Annotated in this window: 17 protein-coding genes; 11 read left to right on the top strand and 6 right to left on the bottom strand. The window is 57.1% G+C overall.

From position 1 onward, the window contains the following. Window positions 1-79 precede the first annotated feature (79 nt). From alaS to B9Z35_RS03490, 3 genes are all read left to right on the top strand, one after another. A complete protein-coding gene (gene alaS, locus B9Z35_RS03480) occupies window positions 80-2,704 on the top strand; it encodes an alanine--tRNA ligase (protein WP_108282251.1) in 2,625 nt (874 codons plus the stop codon). A 5-nt stretch (window positions 2,705-2,709) separates the two neighbouring features. Beyond that, complete coding sequence (locus tag B9Z35_RS03485; protein ID WP_158268110.1) at window positions 2,710-3,312, top strand: TlpA disulfide reductase family protein; 603 nt, start codon at window positions 2,710-2,712, stop codon at window positions 3,310-3,312. A 128-nt stretch (window positions 3,313-3,440) separates the two neighbouring features. Further along, window positions 3,441-4,565 (top strand): transglutaminase-like domain-containing protein, encoded by a 1,125-nt coding sequence (locus tag B9Z35_RS03490; protein ID WP_108282253.1) that lies wholly within the window; start codon window positions 3,441-3,443, stop codon window positions 4,563-4,565. 7 nt (window positions 4,566-4,572) lie between these two features. Here the strand turns inward: B9Z35_RS03490 and B9Z35_RS03495 are convergent, their stop codons facing one another. From B9Z35_RS03495 to B9Z35_RS13020, 5 genes are read right to left on the bottom strand one after another with little or no spacing between them, the layout of a single operon-like run. Next, the gene (locus B9Z35_RS03495) at window positions 4,573-5,469 is read right to left on the bottom strand and encodes a pseudouridine synthase (RefSeq protein WP_108282254.1); all 897 of its coding nucleotides are present in this window, start codon (window positions 5,467-5,469) and stop codon (window positions 4,573-4,575) included. Window positions 5,470-5,489: 20 nt separating this feature from the next. Beyond that, complete coding sequence (gene trmB / locus B9Z35_RS03500) at window positions 5,490-6,215, bottom strand: tRNA (guanosine(46)-N7)-methyltransferase TrmB (RefSeq protein WP_108282255.1); 726 nt, start codon at window positions 6,213-6,215, stop codon at window positions 5,490-5,492. A 27-nt stretch (window positions 6,216-6,242) separates the two neighbouring features. Continuing rightward, window positions 6,243-7,166, bottom strand: a complete 924-nt coding sequence (gene gluQRS, locus B9Z35_RS03505) for a tRNA glutamyl-Q(34) synthetase GluQRS (protein WP_233246457.1) — start codon at window positions 7,164-7,166, stop codon at window positions 6,243-6,245. 21 nt (window positions 7,167-7,187) lie between these two features. Further along, on the bottom strand, window positions 7,188-8,255 hold the full coding sequence (locus B9Z35_RS13015) for an NAD(P)/FAD-dependent oxidoreductase (protein WP_199219756.1): 1,068 nt from the start codon (window positions 8,253-8,255) through the stop codon (window positions 7,188-7,190). A 9-nt stretch (window positions 8,256-8,264) separates the two neighbouring features. After that, entirely contained in the window at window positions 8,265-9,242 is a 978-nt protein-coding gene (locus B9Z35_RS13020; protein ID WP_199219757.1) for a LysR substrate-binding domain-containing protein, read from the bottom strand. Between the two features lie 113 nt (window positions 9,243-9,355). On the opposite strand from B9Z35_RS13020, the gene B9Z35_RS03515 reads away from it, so the two are divergent. The 4 genes from B9Z35_RS03515 (at window position 9,356) to B9Z35_RS03530 (ending at window position 11,864) form a co-directional block, all read left to right on the top strand. Beyond that, the gene (locus tag B9Z35_RS03515) at window positions 9,356-10,051 is read left to right on the top strand and encodes a pirin family protein (RefSeq protein WP_108282806.1); all 696 of its coding nucleotides are present in this window, start codon (window positions 9,356-9,358) and stop codon (window positions 10,049-10,051) included. A 32-nt stretch (window positions 10,052-10,083) separates the two neighbouring features. Further along, a complete protein-coding gene (locus B9Z35_RS03520) occupies window positions 10,084-10,485 on the top strand; it encodes a DoxX family protein (RefSeq protein ID WP_108282256.1) in 402 nt (133 codons plus the stop codon). 51 nt (window positions 10,486-10,536) lie between these two features. After that, a complete protein-coding gene (locus B9Z35_RS03525; protein ID WP_108282257.1) occupies window positions 10,537-11,070 on the top strand; it encodes a flavodoxin family protein in 534 nt (177 codons plus the stop codon). A gap of 95 nt (window positions 11,071-11,165) precedes the next feature. Next, window positions 11,166-11,864 (top strand): DUF599 domain-containing protein, encoded by a 699-nt coding sequence (locus B9Z35_RS03530; protein ID WP_108282258.1) that lies wholly within the window; start codon window positions 11,166-11,168, stop codon window positions 11,862-11,864. On the opposite strand, the gene B9Z35_RS03535 is transcribed toward B9Z35_RS03530, so the two are convergent. Next, window positions 11,830-12,621, bottom strand: coding sequence for a sulfurtransferase (locus tag B9Z35_RS03535; protein WP_108282259.1), 792 nt, complete (start codon window positions 12,619-12,621; stop codon window positions 11,830-11,832). The genes B9Z35_RS03530 and B9Z35_RS03535 overlap by 35 nt on opposite strands. A gap of 42 nt (window positions 12,622-12,663) precedes the next feature. Here B9Z35_RS03535 and dnaE point away from each other — a divergent pair, with 42 nt between their 5' ends. From dnaE to B9Z35_RS03555, 4 genes are read left to right on the top strand one after another with little or no spacing between them, the layout of a single operon-like run. Continuing rightward, window positions 12,664-16,137, top strand: a complete 3,474-nt coding sequence (gene dnaE / locus B9Z35_RS03540) for a DNA polymerase III subunit alpha (protein WP_108282260.1) — start codon at window positions 12,664-12,666, stop codon at window positions 16,135-16,137. 8 nt (window positions 16,138-16,145) lie between these two features. Continuing rightward, window positions 16,146-16,709, top strand: a complete 564-nt coding sequence (gene pgsA / locus B9Z35_RS03545) for a CDP-diacylglycerol--glycerol-3-phosphate 3-phosphatidyltransferase (protein WP_108282261.1) — start codon at window positions 16,146-16,148, stop codon at window positions 16,707-16,709. After that, window positions 16,709-17,596 (top strand): DMT family transporter, encoded by an 888-nt coding sequence (locus B9Z35_RS03550; protein ID WP_108282262.1) that lies wholly within the window; start codon window positions 16,709-16,711, stop codon window positions 17,594-17,596. Before pgsA ends, B9Z35_RS03550 begins: the two co-directional genes overlap by 1 nt. 17 nt (window positions 17,597-17,613) lie before the next feature. Continuing rightward, a complete protein-coding gene (locus B9Z35_RS03555; protein ID WP_108282263.1) occupies window positions 17,614-18,699 on the top strand; it encodes a tartrate dehydrogenase in 1,086 nt (361 codons plus the stop codon). Window positions 18,700-18,740: the final 41 nt, after the last annotated feature.

Here is an 18,740-nt window from a genome sequence, read left to right on the forward strand (position 1 = left end):
AAATTTATTTACCCAGAGCATACCGCTGCCCCAGTGCCCGCGATGACTCTGGGGTGACACCGAAACCTATAATTTGAGGATGACTACACCCAAATTCACCGTCGCTGATATTCGCAAAACATTCTTGGACTTCTTCGAGTCCAAAGGCCACACCGTGGTGGCCTCTAGCCCATTGGTACCGGGCAATGACCCCACCTTGATGTTCACCAACTCGGGCATGGTCCAGTTCAAAGACGTGTTCTTGGGCGAAGACAAGCGCTCCTACGTGCGTGCCGCATCAGTGCAAGCCTGTTTGCGCGCCGGTGGCAAACACAACGATTTGGAAAACGTGGGCTACACCGCGCGCCACCACACCTTCTTCGAAATGTTGGGCAACTGGTCGTTTGGCGACTACTTCAAACGCGAATCGCTCAAATGGGCGTGGGAGTTGTTGACCGAGGTCTACAAGCTGCCAGCCGACCGTTTGCTGGCCACCGTCTACCAAGAAGACGACGAAGCCTATGACATTTGGACCAAAGAAATTGGCCTGCCACCCGAGCGCGTGATTCGCATTGGCGACAACAAAGGTGGCCGCTACAAGAGCGACAACTTCTGGATGATGGCCGACACGGGCCCTTGCGGCCCTTGCTCTGAAATCTTCTACGACCACGGCGACCACATCCCTGGCGGCCCTCCTGGCAGCCCTGATGAAGACGGCGACCGCTTCATCGAAATTTGGAACAACGTGTTCATGCAGTTCAACATGGCCGAAGACGGCAGCGTCACGCGCTTGCCCGCGCCTTGTGTGGATACAGGCATGGGCCTGGAGCGTTTGGCTGCCATCTTGCAGCACGTGCACAGCAACTACGAAATCGACATCTTTGATGCCCTCATCAAAGCCGCTGCACGCGAAACTGGTTGCCAAGACTTAGGCCACAAGAGCCTGCGCGTGATTGCCGACCACATCCGTGCCACCTCGTTCTTGGTGAGCGATGGCGTGGTGCCTAGCAACGAAGGCCGTGGTTATGTGCAACGCCGTATCATCCGCCGCGCCATTCGCCACGGGTATTTGTTGGGCCAGAAAAAACCGTTCTTCCACAAGCTCGTGCCTGACTTGGTCAAGCTCATGGGCGATGCGTACCCCAACATGGCTTCACAGGCTGAACGCATTGCGTCGGTGTTGAAGGCTGAAGAAGAACGCTTCTTTGAAACCCTCGAAGTGGGCATGTCAATTTTGGATGCCGCATTGCAAGGTGGCGCAAAAGTGTTGCCGGGCGAAGTGGCGTTCAAGCTGCACGACACCTATGGCTTCCCACTCGACTTGTCGGCCGACGTGTGCCGCGAGCGGGACTTAAGCGTTGACGAAGCAGGCTTTGCAGCTGCGATGGAAAAACAAAAGAGCCAAGCCCGCGCCGCAGGCAAGTTCAAGATGGACAAGGCTTTGGAGTACACCGGCGCAGGCAATGCGTTTGTGGGCTATGACGATCTCAAAGCGACTGCCAAAGTGGTGGCGGTGTATTTGGATGGCAACTCTGTGGCCGAACTCAAGCACGGCCAATCAGGCGTGGTGGTGTTAGACACCACACCGTTCTACGCCGAGAGCGGCGGTCAAGTGGGCGATGCTGGCGTGTTGGTCAGCGGCTCTGCCAGCTTTGCAGTGGAAGACACCTTGAAGATCAAAGCCGATGTCTACGGCCACCACGGCACTTTGACTCAAGGCACTTTGGCCGTGGGCGACCACGTGGATGCGCAAGTCGACACGCAAGTGCGCGCTGCGACCGTGCGCAACCACTCCGCCACCCATTTGATGCACAAAGCCTTGCGCGAAGTGCTGGGCGATCACGTGCAACAAAAAGGCAGCTTGGTGAATGCCGAACGCACACGTTTTGACTTTGCGCATAACGCACCCGTGACGGATGCGCAGATTCGCGAGATCGAAGCCAAGGTCAACGCCGAAATTTTGGCTAACGCCGCGGCACAAGCGCGTGTGATGGACATCGAATCCGCTCAAAAAACCGGCGCCATGATGTTGTTCGGCGAGAAGTACGGCGAGACCGTGCGCGTGCTCGACATTGGTTCCAGCCGCGAGTTGTGCGGTGGCACACACGTCAAAGCGACAGGCGACATTGGCTTGTTCAAAGTGGTGGCCGAAGGTGGCGTAGCAGCTGGCGTGCGCCGTATTGAAGCTGTCACAGGTGCCAATGCGCTGGCTTATTTGCAGTCGCTCGAAGACTCAGTAGCCCAAGCGGCTGGCGCACTCAAAGCCCCACCTACCGAGCTCAACTCACGTTTGGCCCAAGTGTTGGAGCAAGTCAAAACGCTCGAAAAAGAAGTGTCAGCCCTCAAAGGCAAAGTGGCTTCTGCGCAAAGCGACGAATTGCTGACGCAAGCCGTGGACATCAAAGGCACCAAGCTTTTGGTGGCCAAGCTCGAAGGGGCTGACGCCAAAACTTTGCGCGACACCATGGACAAGCTCAAAGACAAGATGAAGTCTGCCGTCATCGTGTTGGCTGCTGTGGACGGCGAGAAGGTCAACATCGCCGCTGGCGTGACCGCTGATAACACAGGCAAAGTCAAAGCGGGCGAGATGGCCAACTTTGTGGCTCAGCAAGTCGGCGGCAAAGGCGGTGGCAAGCCTGACATGGCGATGGCTGGCGGCACCGATGCCGCGGCTTTGCCCAAGGCTTTGGCCAGCGTGCAAGCTTGGGTGACTGAGCGCTTGTGATGCGCATGAACGCAGGTTCTTACGACATGCAAACAAAGGCCCAACCCGTGTTGGGCCTTTTTATTGGCGTTTGCCTTGCTGTGTTGTCTTTGAGTTTTGTGCCCACCCAAGCATGGGCGCAGTTCGACAAAACTCCATGGCCTGCCAAAGTGGACACGCCCAAAATTGAAGCCATCGATTTGCAAGGCAAAGCTTGGACCACAGCTGAGCTAACAGGCAAAGTGGTAGTGCTCAACTTTTGGGCCACGTGGTGCGCACCGTGCAAAGACGAACTGCCCACTTTGCAAACTCTGCATGACATCAGTGACAACCAAACCGTGGTGCTCACCATCAATGTGCGCGAGCCTGCTGCACGCGCGTCGCGTTACATGCAAAGCACGGGCATGACATTCCCTGTCATTTCTGACGCCAAAGGCGAACTCGCCAAACGTTGGGGTGTGGCGGTGTATCCCACCACCATCCTCATCGCGCCCAATGGCCAAGCCCGTTGGCGCGTGGTGGGCGATGTGGACTGGAGCGGACCGCAGGCCAACGCGTGGTTGACTGAACTACGTCAAAACGTTTCACCCGCTCAGCCGCCGTCAAAGGCAGCCACCCCCAAGCGATAATTGGCGTACCCCGCGCACTTTGCGCGAGGTGACCTGCCTTCGGGGCATGGGTGCTGCGAGATGTTTCATCTTGCTCATGCACTTTGTATGTGCCGACAGGTCTCACTCATTATTCGGAGCTCTCTTTCATGACTCTCGTGCGTCGTTCCCTTCTCAAGGGGGCCGCAGCTGCGTGTGCCCTCAGTGGTGTGCCCAGCTTTGCTTTGGCCCAAACCTCATCTTCAGCTGCTCGCCGCTTTGAGCCACAAGCGGGCCAATGGCGCACGTTTGAAATCACCACCCGTGTGGATTTGGCTGACGCCAAAGGCGCTGCCTCACGCGTGTGGTTGCCAGTGCCCAGCATCAATTCCGATTGGCAGCGTTCGCTGGAAAGTAATTTCAGCAGCAACGGCACCTCACGCATGACCAGCGACGGTACCGAAGGTGCGCGCATGGTCTACACCGAGTTCGCCGCAGGCGTGACGCCGTTTGTTGAAGTGACCAGCCGCGTGCAAACACAAAGCCGTTTTGTGGATATCAGCAAACCAGCCGCTCAAGCGTTCACGCGCGAAGACGCTGGAACTTTGCACCACTACACCCGCGCCACCAAGCTGTTGCCCACCGACGGCATCGTGCGCACCACGGCTCTCAAAGCCACGCAAGGCGCAAAGACTGACGCACAAAAAGCGCGTGCCATTTACGACTGGGTGGTGGCCAACGCCTGGCGTGAACCCAAGACACGTGGTTGCGGCGAGGGCGATATCAAAACCATGTTGGAGACCGGCAACCTCGGCGGCAAGTGCGCTGATATCAACGCCTTGTTTGTGGGCCTGTGCCGCTCAGTCGGTGTGCCTGCACGCGATGTGTATGGCATTCGCTTGGTGCCTTCGGCCTTTGGCTACAAAGAGTTGTCGGGCAACCCCGCCAGCTTGAAAGGCGCGCAACACTGCCGCGCCGAGGTGTATTTGCAAGCCAACGGCTGGGTGGCGATGGACCCCGCTGACGTGGCCAAGGTCATGCGCATGGAAACCCCAGAGTGGATCAAGCGCACCGACAACGCCGTGGTGCAGCCCGTGTACAACCGCTTGTTCGGTGGCTGGGAAGGTAACTGGCTGGGCTGGAACACCGCGCACGATGTGGCTTTGCCCGGCAGCAAAGAAGACCGCTTGGGCTTCTTGATGTACCCCGTGGCTGAAACGGTGGATGGCCGCGCAGACTCATACGCGCCTGACACCTTCAAGTACCAAATCACGGCACGCGAAATCAAGGCGTAACGTTTTTTCACAGCGCGATGCTCAAACGCATCGCGCTGTGAAACTCTCTGGCTTTACCCGTGACGGGGTCGGTGAACGCCACGCTTTTCGCCAGCAGCTGCAACGGGTTGCTGAAGTCTTCTTCCGCATCTGGCCCGCGCAACACGGTGGGATAAAACTGGTCACCCTCTAGCGGCAAGCCCAGCGCCATCATGTGCACGCGCAGTTGGTGGCGTTTGCCACTGATGGGCTCTAGCTGGTACAGCGCACGCGTGCCTTTTGCTTTGAGCAGGCTGATGCGTGTTTCGCTGTTGGGCTCACCAGCTACCTCTTGGGTTCTGAAAAAAAGTTCGTCGGGTTGCAGACGGCTGGTGTGCGTGCGTGGCAGCTCAAGCGAAGGGTTGTACGCCGCCACAGCTTCGTACACCTTGTGCATTGCTTTGTCGCGAAATAGCGCGTGGTAAGCATCGCGGTCTTGCAGGCGCTTGCCAAACATCACGAGGCCAGCGGTTTCGCGGTCGATGCGGTGCAAGGGCACGAGGTCGTCGTTGCCTGTGAGGTGCTTGAGCTGGACCAACAGGCTTTGCTGCACATAGCGGCCCGCAGGTGTGACGGGCATGAAGTGCGGTTTGTCCGCCACGATCAAGTGCTCGTCTTCAAACACGATGCTGGCCTTTTGGGGTAGCACAGGCTCGTTGGCAATGTGGCGGTAGTAGTAGAGTTTGGTGCGCGGTGTGTAGGTCTGTGTGGCCGCCACGGGCTGGGCCTCTTCGTTCAGCACCAAGCCATGTTCAAAGCGATGCAGCCACTCGTCACGCGAGATGTCGGGCATGCGCTCTAGTAAGAAGTCCAGCACCGTGGGCCAAGGCCCAACGGGCAGCGACACGCGGCTGGCGCCTACGCCGTTGCGCGTGGGGATTCGCATAGGCGTGGCTTTCAGACGCCTTAGACCTTGGTGAACACCAAGTCCCACACACCATGGCCGAGCTTCAAGCCACGGTTTTCAAACTTGGTGAGCGGGCGGTAGGCGGGCTTTTCGGCAAAGCCACTCGCGTCGGTGGCTGTGTTTTTGAGCAAAGGCTCGGCAGACACCACTTGCATCATTTGTTCCGCATACGGCTCCCAATCGGTGGCCAAGTGCAGGTAGCCGCCGGGCTTGATGTGTTTGGCCAAGCGGTTGACGAAGGCGCTTTGAATCAAGCGGCGCTTGTGGTGACGGCTCTTGTGCCAAGGGTCTGGGAAGAAGATGTGCACGCCGTCTAGGCTGTTTTCGCCCAGCATGTGGTCCATCACCTCCACTGCGTCGTGCTGCAAGATGCGGATGTTGCCAATGCTTTCTTCGCCGCAGCGCTTGAGCAATGCTCCCACGCCTGGGGCGTGAACCTCGCAGCACAAAAAGTTGTCGTCAGGGCGCGTGTGCGCAATCTTGGCCGTGGCGTCGCCCATGCCAAAACCGATTTCCAAAATCAATGGGGCAGAGCGGCCAAAGGCGGCAGCCACATCCAAACGCTCAGGTGTGTAGGGCACCAAAAACTTGGGGCCAAATTGTTCAAACGCCCGCACTTGGCCCGAACCCATGCGGCCAGCACGCAGCACATAGGTTTTGATGACGCGCATGAATGGGGCGTCAGTTATTGGGGTGTCGGGGGTGGTGGGCGTATCAGCAGTCATGGCAGCAAGTCTTTGAATAACCAGTGATTATCGCGGGACTGGGCTGTCCATCTCTTGCCATGCTTTTGTCCACTCGGCTAACGCCTGCGCTATCGATGTGTCATCGCTGGGCTTGGGCAGGCCTAAGGCTTGCGCAGCAGTTTGCAGTGCCTTCAGTGGGTGGCTCGCATCAAAGGCGGTTGCGCCGTTTTGTTTGCTGAGCTTCTCGCCGTTTTCACCCAACACCAAGGGCGTATGCATGTAGCAAGGTGTAGCCAAACCCAACGCACGTTGCAACACGATTTGGCGTGCGGTGTTGTCGGTCAAGTCTTCCCCGCGCACGATGTGGGTGATGCCTTGCGCAGCATCGTCCACCACCACGGCGAGTTGGTAGGCCCACAGGCCGTCGGCGCGGCGCAGCACGAAGTCGCCCACGTCCTTAGCCACGTCTTGTTGTTGGCTGCCTAGCAAACGGTCTTGCCAAGTGAGCGGTGTGTCGAGTTGCAACTCGTCGATGACGCGTTGCACATTCAGTCGCCATGCGCGTGCGGCTTTGCCATTCAAGCCGTCGCGGCATGTGCCGGGGTAGACCGCTGCTGTGTGGCGCTCACGCGTGTGACCCATCAGGGCTTGTGCGTCTTCAATCTCTTTGCGTGAGCAGCCGCAGGGGTAGGCCCAGCCTTTGGCGATCAAGCTATCGAGAGCCGCTTGGTAGGCATCGCTGCGTTGCGATTGCCACATCGCAGGCGCATCGGGCACAAGTCCGCAGGCGGCAAGCTGCTGAAGAATGAGTTGGTCTGCAGCTGTTATGCAGCGCGGTGCGTCCACGTCTTCGATGCGAACCAGCCATTGGCCGCCGTGGGCACGCGCGTCTAGCCAACTGGCGAGGGCTGCAACGAGCGAGCCCGCATGCAGCGGGCCCGTAGGGGAGGGAGCAAATCGACCGATGTAGCGCACAAGAACTTCACGCACGTCGCGCGTGCGTGAACCGTTTTACAAACGCTTGGCGGATTGGCAAACAGCCAAGGCGAGTTCAAGGCCAGAGACAAACGCGTCTTCCACGCGGTGGCCCAAGTGCCAGTCGCCACAGGTGCCCAAGCCGTTGGCTGGGTTGTACTGGTGCGAGACGCCCAAGGGCTTGACCGTTTTCGCATACAGCCAGCGGTGCAGTTCGGCATGTGCGGGTTCAGCGCGGATGCCTGTGAGTTCCGAGAAAGCGCGAAGCAATTTGGCTTTCACGCGGGCTTCGGTGTCGGTGATGTGTTCAGCCGACCATTCGGCGCTGGCTTGTACGGTCCAGCGCTCCACTTTGCCGCGGCCTGGTTTGGACGACTCGCGTGCCAACCATGCAATGCGGTGGTGAATGCTGCGTGCGGCGTTCCACTGTGGGCCAATGTGCAAGTTCGGTTGTGTGGCATTGGGGAAGGCCACCATCATGGTCCAGCATGGGGCCACGTCGACGGCGTCCATGGCTTTGATCCAATGGGCATTGGCTGCTTCTTTGCCGGAGGCTTTGAGCAAGTTCTCGGCTTGTACCGAAGGAATAGCGAGCAACACATGGTCAAAACCAGTGTGCTTTTGCGCCACTTCTTTGCCCGAGGTGCTGTTGACGGTGTGCAATGTCCACAAGCCTTTGGCAGCGCGCTCAAGGCGGTTGACTTGCGTGTTGTAGGTAACGGCTTTGCCCAGTGGTTCGGCCCAGTGGCGCACCAAGGCGTTCATGCCGGGCTTGGCCACAAAGTGCGCGTCTTTGGTGGCACGAGCAGCTTCAAACACATGACCTAGAGGGTCAAGCACGCGCACGGCGTTGGCGCTCCATGGGCGGCAAATGTCTGTGGTGCCGGGAACGGTTTGCAAGGCCAGCGAAAAGCGCGGGTCACGCACGGTGAAGTATTGGGCGCCGTGGTCAAACGTGCCAAAGTTGCTGAGGCGGGTGGACATGCGTCCGCCTGCGCCTCGGCTCTTTTCAAACACATGCACATGGTGGCCAGCTTGGGCCAAAGTGCGGGCTGCTGTGATGCCAGCAATGCCGGCTCCGATGATGGCGATGTTTAAGGTCATGGTTGCACTCTACACCTTCCTAAGGGCTGATTTGGGTCGGGGGTTCACCAATAGCGCGGAGCGTGTGGTGGTGCTCTTGAGTTGTTTGAGCCACCACTGCAGAGCGCGCCCACCGCGCTCGCCCTCGCTGCCATCGGGGATGCGCCAAGCGTAACTGAGTTGGGCCACGCGTCGCGGGCGATCCACCTCGCGCACCACCAACACACCTTGGTCAATCAAGGGCTGCACCATCAGCTCGGGCACAAAACCCACGCCGAGTCCGCGCACTTGCGCCTCAATTTTGCTGTGCATGTTGGAGACGGTGAACACGTCTTGGCCTGGCAGCAAACCAATGGTCACGCCTGCACCGCGTTGCACCGAGTCAGCCACGGCCACGGCGCGGTATTGGCCAATGAGTGCATCGCTCAAAGGCTCTGGCGCTTGTGCCAACGGATGGTGTGGGGCGACCGCAAACACAAACTTCATAGGTCCAAGCGCGTGGCTGTGAATGCCAGACGCTGTAACGCTCTCACTGAACGAGCCTGCGATGCCCAGCGCTAAATCGGCTTGGCCGCTGGTGAGCGCTTCGAGCGTGCCGGTGAGTGTTTCGTCGCGCAGCTTCAAGCGGGTGGGTGCATTCAAGGCCATGAAGGCTTCGCACAACTCCATCACCGTGGTGCGGTCGATGATGCCGTCCACCGCAATGGTGAACTGGCTTTCCCAACCCGTGGCCACGCGCTTGACGCGGTTGGCAATGGCATCCATGTCGGCCAGCAAGCGTTCGCCTTCGCGCAGCAGCTCACGCCCTGCGGCGGTCAGCTTGGCTTGACGCGAGCTGCGATCAAACAGCAGCACATCCAGTGCATCTTCGATTTGGCGCACACGGTAGGTGAGGGCGCTGGGCACCAAGCCTAGCGCTCGGGCTGCGGCAGCAAAGCTGCCTGCTTTTTCAATCGCGTGCAGCATGGACAGCGAATCGGGGGTGAGGACGTCACGGGGAGAAGTCATGCAATGAGGCTTTGATCGTTCAAATAATTTGAATGATGCCATCAAATGCGGTGCATGGCAAAAGCATGTGCGGAATCTACAGTTCATGCCATACCCAGCAAGGAGCACACGCTATGTTGACCATTCGCAAATCACAAGACCGAGGCTACGCCGATCACGGCTGGCTCAAGTCGTTCCACAGCTTTTCATTTGCCCACTACTACGACCCCGAGTTCATGGGTTGGGGCAATTTGCGCGTCATCAACGAAGACCGCATTGCACCAGGCACGGGCTTTGGCACTCACGGTCACCGCGACATGGAAATCATCAGCTATGTGCTGAGCGGCAACTTGGCCCACAAAGACAGCATGGGCAACGTCAAAGGTATTCCGCCCGGCGACGTGCAGCGCATGAGCGCGGGCAGCGGTGTGCAGCACAGCGAGTTCAACCACGCGCCAGACGAGACCACGCACTTCTTTCAAATTTGGATTGAGCCCAATGTGCGTGGCATTCCCGCGAGCTATGAGCAAAAGCAAGTGCCGCCAGTCTCCAAGCGCGGCGCACTCAGCCGAATTGCAGCACCCGAAGGCGGTGTGGTGAAGATTCACGCCGATGCCGCTTTGTACGCGGGCTTTTTTGATGGCGACGAGGCTGCCACGTTGCAAATCGCATCAGGCCGTAAAGCTTATGTGCATTTGATTCGCGGCAGTTTGCAAGTCAACGGTGTGGCTTTGGCCACAGGCGACGCTGCTTTGTTGGACAACGAACCGACCATTCACCTCACGCATGGCGAAGATGCCGAAGTGCTGGTGTTTGACTTGGCCGCTTAATTTCTTCATTCATTCTTAACAGGAAACTTCTCATGAATAACGCACTCAACCTCATTGGCCGTCTTTTGATCGCTGCCCTCTTTTTACCTGCAGGCTTAGCTAAATTGGCTGGCTTTGACGGTACCGTTGGATACATTGAATCTGTCGGTTTGCCCTTGCCAGCTGTTGCGGCTACAGTGGCTTTGGCTGTCGAAATCTTAGGTTCTGTGGCTTTGATCTTGGGTTTTCAAACCCGCGTTACGGCTTCTGTGCTCGCGGTGTTTACTATGGTCGCTTCAATATTTTTTCACGCGTTTTGGGCCGCCGCGCCTGAGCAAGCTTTTGTGCAACAACTCTTGTTCTTCAAGAACATTGGCGTGATCGGTGGCTTGTTAGTGTTGGTGTCTTCAGGCGCTGGCGCTTGGAGCCTTGACGCTAAAAAAGAAGCTCAATAATTCACACCTGTATTTCGAAACCCTCTTTCAATCACATCAAGGAAACACACCATGACTAAAACTGTCGTCGTTTACCACTCAGGCTACGGCCACACACAACGCGTGGCGCAATTCGTGGCCGAGGGCGCGAAAGCCACCATCGTCGCCATCGACGCAGACGGCAACATCACCGACGCCGAGTGGGAAGCCCTCAACGCAGCCGACGCCATCATCTTTGGCTCACCCACTTACATGGGCTCGGTGTCATGGCAGTTCAAGAAGTTTGCAGACGCCACATCCAAGCAATGGTTTGGCAGCGCATGGAAAGACAAAGTGGCCGGTGGCTTCACCATCTCCGCCAGCCCCAGCGGCGACAAACTGTCGACCATCCAATACTTCATCACCTTGGCCATGCAACAAGGCATGGTGTGGGTGGGCCAGCCCGCCATGAACGACGGCAGCATCAACCGCCTCGGTTCTAACTCTGGCGTGATGGCGCAAGTGGGCCCCACAAGCCCGGCTGCTGACATTCCTCAAGGCGACTTGGACACGGCCAAAGCCTACGGCGAGCGCGTGGCTGCTGTGGCTGCTAAGTTGCGCGGTTAATTCATCATCAGCCGAAACGCATCCGTGATGAGCGGGTGACGAAATAAAAGGGCAGTTCAACAGAGCTGCCCTTTTTCTTTGGTTAGTATCAACGCATGAAAATCATTCAACTGCTGCCTTGGACCGATTGGGTCGCTCTCGGGTTTTTTGTGTTGGTGTGGGTGGGCTATGCCATGTTCGCCAAATACTGGAGCGACGGCCAGCATTCCATCTTGGCTATGACCAACCGTTATCGCCATCTATGGATGCTGCAAACCACAGCCCGTGATCCGCGCATGTTGGACGGCATCATCACGCAAACCTTGTCAGCTACCCCTGCATTTTTTTGTTCCACCACCATTTTGATTTTGGGTGGTTTGTTTGCGTTGCTGGGCACCACTGACAAGGCGGCTGAGCTGGTGCGCGAAATACCGTTTGCCGAACAAACGCCTATTCTTGTGTTTGAGTTCAAGATCTTGGTGTTGGTGGTGATTTTTGTGTACTCGTTCTTTCGCTTCTCGTGGTCGATGCGTCAGTACACCTTTGTGGCGCTACTCATTGGCGCCATGCCACCTCCTGAGACCTTTGAGCACGAAGGTGCTCCGAACCGTCAACACTATGCCGATCGTGCCGCTGCCATGACAGGCTTGGCAGCTGAAACCTTCAACGGTGGTTTGCGCGCGTACTATTTTTCGTTTGCAGCCTTGGGTTGGTTTTTCTCACCCGCCATGTTTGTCTTCGCCACGTTGTTGGTGGCCGGTGTGTTGTACACCCGTGAATTCAAGTCTGAGGTGTTGGCGCTGTTGGAAGAGTAGTGGGGAACGTGCCATCCGGCGCCAAGCCCGTGGCGCTCAGGTCTGCGCCTACAGCGCGACGCTCATCAAACACAAAGCAGCCGCCGTCGTAGTGGTCATTGCCCACTTCTTCAAAGTATTTGAGGATGCCGCCTTCCAGCTGGTACACATGGGGCAAGCCAGCGTTACGCATGTAGATGGCTGCTTTCTCGCAGCGAATCCCGCCGGTGCAAAAGCTGATCACGGTTTTGTCTTGCAACTCGTCTAAGTGGGCTTGCACTGCATCTGGAAATTCTGTGAACTTGGTGATGCCCCAGTTGATGGTGTTCTTGAATGTGCCAGCATCCACTTCAAACTGGTTGCGCGTGTCTAAGGTCACCACAGGGCGACCGTCGTCGTCGTGGCCTTGGTCTAACCAACGTTTCGCGGTCTCGGGGGTGACAGCGGGTGCACGGCCTTCGAAGGGGCGAATGCTGGGGTGGTTCATGCGGATGATTTCGTTTTTCACCTTCACCAGCATCTTGCGAAACGGCTGGGTGTCAGACCAGCTTTCTTTGGGGGCGAGGTCGGCAAAACGGGCGTCTGAGCGCAGCCAGTCCACAAAGCCGTGCACATCGTCGGCGCTGCCGGCCAAAAAGAAATTAATGCCTTCTTCTGCAATCAGAATCGTGCCTTTGAGCTTGCGCGCCATAGCGTTGTCTAAACAAGGCTGGCGCAGGTCTTGGGCGTCGGGCAGGGCGACGAATTTGTAGCAAGAAATATTCAGGATTTGGTTCACCCAGCCATTCTAAGTAACGGGGTGTCCCTACAATCTCAACCCATGTTTGTTCACTTGCGCCTTCACTCCGAATTTTCTGTCGTTGACGGGACCAACCGCATCGACGAGGTGGTGAAAGCAGCCGCAGCCGACCAGCAGCCCGCGCTGGCCATCACCGACATCAATAACCTTTACGGTGCCATCAAGTTTTACAAAGAAACCCGTGGCAAGGGCGTCAAGCCCGTCATCGGCGCAGAGATTTACCTAGAAAGCCTCACCCAAGACGCTGCGCAGACCTCGCGCATGGTGCTCTTGGTGCAAAACCATCAGGGGTACTTGAACCTGTGCGAACTCATTAGCCGTGGCTGGACGCAAAACGTGCACAAGGCTGTGGCCGTGACCAAGCTGGAATGGCTGCAAGAGTTATCGCAGGGGTTAATCGCTTTGTCGGGCGCACAAGCCGGTGCGGTGGGCCAAGCCTTGGTGCAAGGCGATACCACGCGTGCGGGCGAAGTGGCCTTGCAACTGGCAGGCATCTTCCCGCATCGCTTTTACATTGAGCTGCAACGCGCTGGCCGTGCGGATGACGAAACCCATGTGTCTGGTGCCGTGCAACTGGCCGCGCGCTTGAGCCTGCCCGTGGTGGCGACACACCCTGTGCAGTTCACAGAGCCCGACGATTACGAAGCGCATGAAGCGCGTGTGTGTATTGCCGAAGGCGAGATCTTGGGCAACCAACGCCGTGTGCGCAAGTTCACGCGCGAGCAGTATTTCAAATCATCTGCACAAATGTGCGAGCTGTTTGCCGATGTGCCCAGCGCCATTGCCAACACCGCCGAAATTGCCAAGCGCTGCAACCTGACCTTGGTGTTGGGCAAGCCGCAGTTGCCCAACTTCCCCATCCCGCCCGTGAACGGTGTGGTGATGTCAGTGGAAGACTATTTCCGCCATGTGTCGCACGAGGGCTTAGAGGCCCGCTTAGCTCATTTGTATCCCGTTGAAGCCAAGCGCGATGAAGAACGCCCACGTTATGTGGAGCGTTTGGAGTTTGAGCTGAACACGATTTTGAACATGGGCTTTCCCGGCTACTTCTTGATCGTGGGTGACTTCATCCAGTGGGCCAAAGCCAATGGCTGCCCTGTGGGGCCCGGCCGTGGTTCGGGTGCGGGCTCGCTCGTGGCGTATGCCTTGAAGATTACTGACCTTGACCCGCTGCAATACAACTTGCTGTTCGAGCGTTTCTTGAACCCAGAGCGGGTATCGATGCCCGACTTCGACATTGACTTTTGCCAAACCAACCGCGACCGCGTGATTGACTACGTGAAAGACAAATACGGCCGCGAAGCCGTGTCTCAAATTGCCACCTTCGGCACCATGGCCGCGCGTGCCGCGATTGGTGACGTGGGCCGTGTGCTTGACATGAGCTACACCTTCTGCAAGGGCATTAGCGGCTTGATTCCCAACAAGCCTGGCCAGCACATCACCATTGCCGGTGCGATTGAGGTCGAGCCCATCTTGGCCGAGCGTTTGGCCAAAGAAGATGAAGTCAAAACATTGTTGGAATTGGCGCAAAAGCTAGAAGGCATGACGCGTAACGTGGGCATGCACGCCGGTGGCGTGTTGATTGCTCCAGGCAAGCTCACCGACTTCTGCCCGCTGTACCAACAGCCCGGCAGCGAATCGGCGGTGAGCCAGTTTGACAAAGACGACGTGGAAGCTGCGGGCTTGGTGAAGTTCGACTTTTTGGGCTTGGCCACGCTGACCATTTTGGAGATCGCGCGCGAGTTCATCATGGCGCGTCACAAAGGCCAAGAGAACTTCGCATTCGAGAACATTCCGCTCGACGACAAACGCACGTACGAACTGTTCCAAGACGGTAAGACCGAGGCTGTGTTCCAGTTTGAAAGTCGCGGCATGCAGGGCATGTTGCGCGACGCGCGTCCCACGCGCTTGGAAGACTTGATTGCGCTGAACGCTTTGTACCGTCCAGGCCCAATGGACTTGATTCCAAGCTTCGTCGCACGTAAGCATGGCCGCGAAGAGATTGAATACCCGCACCCCATGGTGGCGCAGATGTTGTCCGAGACCTACGGCATCATGGTGTACCAAGAGCAGGTGATGCAGACTGCGCAGATTCTGGGCGGCTACTCACTCGGCGGCGCTGACATGTTGCGCCGTGCGATGGGTAAGAAAAAGCCCGAAGAGATGGCGGAGCACCGCGAAATCTTCCGCGCAGGTGCATCCAAGAACAACATCAGCCAAGACAAAGCCGACGAGATCTTTGACTTGATGGAGAAGTTCGCGGGCTACGGCTTTAACAAGTCGCACGCCGCCGCTTACTCGCTGCTGGCCTATCACACCGGTTGGTTGAAGGTGCATTACACGGCTGAGTTCTTCTGTGCCAACATGACGGTGGAAATGGACAACACCGACAAACTCAAGGTGTTGTTTGAAGATGCGCACAAGATGGGCCTGACGTTTGAAGCGCCCGATGTGAACCGTGGCTTCTATCGCTTCGAGCCCATCTCAGACAAAGTCATTCGCTACGGCCTAGGTGCTATCAAAGGCTCAGGCCAACAAGCGATTGAAGCTGTCGTGGCCGCACGCGAAGAGGGTGGCCCGTTCACCAGCTTGTTTGATTTCTGCCGCCGTGTGGACCGCAGCCGTTTGAACAAACGCACGGTCGAAGCCCTGATCAAAGCTGGCGCATTTGACAACTTGCACCTCAACCGCGCCGAGTTGTTGGCCAGCGTCGAGCGCGCGTTTGACTTTGCCTCTGCCAGCGAAGCCAACGCCAACCAAGGCGGCTTGTTTGACATGATGGGTGACGATGCCCACGGGTCTAGCACGCAAGAACCTGAATACGTAGAGATGTTGCCTTGGGGCGTGAAAGAACGCCTCACGCACGAGAAGGTGGCGCTGGGCTTTTACTTGTCCGGCCATTTGTTTGACGAAGTCGAGCGCGAGGTGCGCCGCTTTGCCCGCACCCGCATTGAAGACTTGATGGACTCACGCGAGCCGCAGTTGCTGTCGGGCATCGTGAGCGACATGCGCGTGATCAACGGTCAGCGCGGCAAGCTGGCCATCTTCAAGCTGGACGACAAATCAGCGGTGATCGAAGCCACGGCAGACGAGGCCACCATCAACACCTATCGCAACACCTTGAAGGATGATGAGCTGGTCATCATCATGGGCAAGGCGCAGCCAGACCGTTTCTCGGGCGGCTTGCGTTTGTCTATCCAGCAGGTGTGGAGCTTGGAGCAAGCGCGTTGCCGCTTTGGCAAATACCTCAGCGTCACGGTCAACGGCAATTCGCCTGACATTGCGCGTATGTTGCGCGACCACCCCGCCAAAGTGGAGCAATCCGAGCAGGGCGAGTTGGTGCGCGGGATGGGCGTACGATTGAAGCTGTTACGCGAGGGCGCAACGGCTGAGGTTCAATTAGGCGACAACGCCAAGTTTTTCCCTAGCGATGCCGCCTTGGCCAGTTGGATGGCACAGGCGCACGACGGGCAATCACACATCATTTACGAGTAAACACATCTATGTGGACCATTCCTACGCTCATGACACTGGCGCGCATTGCGGCCATACCGCTCATCGTGGGGTTGTTCTATTTACCGATCGACACCGCAGAGCGCAACCTGTGGGCCACCGTGATGTTTGTTGTGTTTGCGTTGACTGACTGGCTCGATGGCTACTTGGCTCGCAAACTCAATCAGTCCTCAGCCTTTGGTGCGTTTCTCGACCCGGTGGCTGATAAATTTTTGGTGTGTGCCTCGTTGCTCATCTTGGTGCACCTCGGCCGCGCTGATGTGCTTGTGGCGCTCATCATCATCGGGCGTGAAATTGCCATCTCAGCTTTGCGCGAGTGGATGGCGCAAATTGGCGCGTCCCGCAGCGTGGCGGTGCACGTGTTGGGCAAATTGAAAACCACCGTGCAAATGGTCGCTATCCCGTTCTTGCTGTTTGATGGCCAACTGTTTGGCGTAATTGACACGGCCTTGTGGGGTACGGTGTTGATTTGGATTGCGGGCGTCTTGACCGTTTGGTCGATGGTGTATTACCTGCAAAAGGCGTGGCCTGATATCGTGGATCACGCCAAGTAATGAGTGAGTCACGCAACCAAGCATGGATCAATGCCATGCCTTGGCTATTTGTGTTGATCTGGAGCACCGGCTTCATCGTGGCGCGCTACGGTATGCCCAACTCGCCGCCCTTTACTTTCTTGTTGTGGCGTTACATCTTTTCTATTGTCTGTTTTGTGCTGTGGGTCAAATGGGCGCATGTGCCCTGGCCGCAGGGCAGGGGGCAGTGGTGGCATTTGGCCGTCACGGGCGTGTTGATGCATGCGGGTTATTTAGGTGGCGTGTGGGCTGCGGTGAAGGTGGGCATGGGCGCAGGCCTGACCGCTTTGATCGTGGGTTTGCAACCCGTCATCACGGCTATTTGGCTATCAGCGCGGGGCGGTCATGTGACTCGCCGTCAATGGCAAGGCTTGGCTTTGGGCTTTGTGGGCTTGGCCATGGTCGTGTCGCGCAAACTTGAAGGGGGCATTGAAGTCACGCCTTGGAGTCTGACCATGATCACCATGGCATTGGCGTCCATCACCACGGGTACGCTCTATCAAAAACGATTTGTCCAGCCCTGCGATGTGCGCAGTGCCAATGCCGTTCAGCTCATGGCTGCTTATTTGGTGACCTTGCCATTGGCCTTGATGGAATCCGAACCTGCGTTGTGGAACGCCGAGATGACTTGGGCCATGGTGTGGGCCGTGTTGGTGTTGACCTTGGGCGGCAGCTCCCTGTTTTACATCCTCATTCAGCGCGGTGCAGCGGCTTCGGTCACCAGCTTGTTGTACTTGGTGCCACCCACCACGGCAGTGATGGCTTGGATTTTGTTCAATGAGCCCATCACCTTGGTGACACTGGCAGGCATTGTGGTAACCGCAGCTGGGGTGAGTTTGGTCGTGCGGCCTCCTAAAATAGTTACTTGATTTTTTAAAGGTTCAAGATGAGTCAAAAACGCATTGCAGTGATCGCCGGTGACGGTATTGGCAAAGAAGTCATGCCAGAAGGCATTCGCGTCATGGATGCGGCTGCTCGCAAGTTTGGCATTGACTTGAAGTTTGACCACTTTGATTTTTCGAGCTGGGACTATTTCGAGAAGCACGGCAAGATGCTGCCCGATGATTGGAAAGATCAAATCGGCGGCCACGATGCTTTGTTCTTTGGTGCTGTAGGTTGGCCCGACAAGATTCCAGATCACATCTCACTCTGGGGCTCGCTCCTATTGTTCCGTCGTGAGTTTGACCAGTACATCAACCTGCGTCCTGCGCGTTTGATGCCAGGCATCATCGCGCCCGTGGTGCGACGTGACGGCACGCCGCGTCAGCCCGGCGAGATTGACATGTACATCGTGCGTGAGAACACCGAAGGTGAGTACTCCAGCATTGGTGGCCGCATGTACCCAGGCACTGAGCGCGAAATCGTGATGCAAGAAACGGTGATGTCACGCATTGGTGTCGACCGCGTGTTGAAGTTTGCGTTTGAGTTGGCCCAAACCCGTCCTAAAAAGCATTTGACCAGCGCCACCAAGTCCAACGGCATTGCCATCACCATGCCCTACTGGGATGAGCGTGTGGTTGAAATGGCCAAGAACTATCCAGGCATCAACGTGGATAAGTTCCACATCGACATCTTGACTGCGCACTTCGTGCAACGCCCCGACTTCTTTGATGTGGTGGTGGCCAGCAATTTGTTTGGTGACATCTTGAGCGACTTAGGCCCCGCGTGCACAGGCACCATTGGCATTGCGCCCAGCGCCAACCTCAATCCCGACCGCAAGTTCCCATCGTTGTTTGAGCCTGTGCATGGCTCAGCGCCAGACATCGCTGGCAAAGGCATTGCCAATCCGATTGGGCAAATTTGGTGTGGCGCGATGATGCTTGAGTTCTTAGGCCATAAGGATGCACACGATGCAGTGATGGCCGCGATTGAGAAAGTACTCGATCCAAAGAGTGGCGCGCCTAAGACACCAGACATTGGGGGTAACGCTAGTACATCTGATTTAGGGCGTGCAATTGCTGAAGCCTTGTAATTTTTAGCTTCAAAAAACGACTAGAATTTCAATCATGTTGC

Origin of the sequence: Limnohabitans sp. Jir61 (assembly GCF_003063545.1) — a bacterium.
Taxonomy (GTDB): Bacteria; Pseudomonadota; Gammaproteobacteria; order Burkholderiales; family Burkholderiaceae_C; genus Limnohabitans.

Excerpts from the sequence above, each read along its gene's own strand:
- alaS (WP_108282251.1), top strand. The coding sequence starts at position 80 with ATGACTACACCCAAATTCACCGTCGCTGATATTCGCAAAACATTCTTG.
- B9Z35_RS03485 (WP_158268110.1), top strand. The coding sequence starts at position 2,710 with ATGAACGCAGGTTCTTACGACATGCAAACAAAGGCCCAACCCGTGTTG.
- B9Z35_RS03490 (WP_108282253.1), top strand. The coding sequence starts at position 3,441 with ATGACTCTCGTGCGTCGTTCCCTTCTCAAGGGGGCCGCAGCTGCGTGT.
- B9Z35_RS03495 (WP_108282254.1), bottom strand. The coding sequence starts at position 5,469 with ATGCGAATCCCCACGCGCAACGGCGTAGGCGCCAGCCGCGTGTCGCTG.
- trmB (WP_108282255.1), bottom strand. The coding sequence starts at position 6,215 with ATGACTGCTGATACGCCCACCACCCCCGACACCCCAATAACTGACGCC.
- B9Z35_RS13015 (WP_199219756.1), bottom strand. The coding sequence starts at position 8,255 with ATGACCTTAAACATCGCCATCATCGGAGCCGGCATTGCTGGCATCACA.
- B9Z35_RS13020 (WP_199219757.1), bottom strand. The coding sequence starts at position 9,242 with ATGACTTCTCCCCGTGACGTCCTCACCCCCGATTCGCTGTCCATGCTG.
- B9Z35_RS03515 (WP_108282806.1), top strand. The coding sequence starts at position 9,356 with ATGTTGACCATTCGCAAATCACAAGACCGAGGCTACGCCGATCACGGC.
- B9Z35_RS03520 (WP_108282256.1), top strand. The coding sequence starts at position 10,084 with ATGAATAACGCACTCAACCTCATTGGCCGTCTTTTGATCGCTGCCCTC.
- B9Z35_RS03525 (WP_108282257.1), top strand. The coding sequence starts at position 10,537 with ATGACTAAAACTGTCGTCGTTTACCACTCAGGCTACGGCCACACACAA.
- B9Z35_RS03530 (WP_108282258.1), top strand. The coding sequence starts at position 11,166 with ATGAAAATCATTCAACTGCTGCCTTGGACCGATTGGGTCGCTCTCGGG.
- dnaE (WP_108282260.1), top strand. The coding sequence starts at position 12,664 with ATGTTTGTTCACTTGCGCCTTCACTCCGAATTTTCTGTCGTTGACGGG.
- pgsA (WP_108282261.1), top strand. The coding sequence starts at position 16,146 with ATGTGGACCATTCCTACGCTCATGACACTGGCGCGCATTGCGGCCATA.
- B9Z35_RS03550 (WP_108282262.1), top strand. The coding sequence starts at position 16,709 with ATGAGTGAGTCACGCAACCAAGCATGGATCAATGCCATGCCTTGGCTA.
- B9Z35_RS03555 (WP_108282263.1), top strand. The coding sequence starts at position 17,614 with ATGAGTCAAAAACGCATTGCAGTGATCGCCGGTGACGGTATTGGCAAA.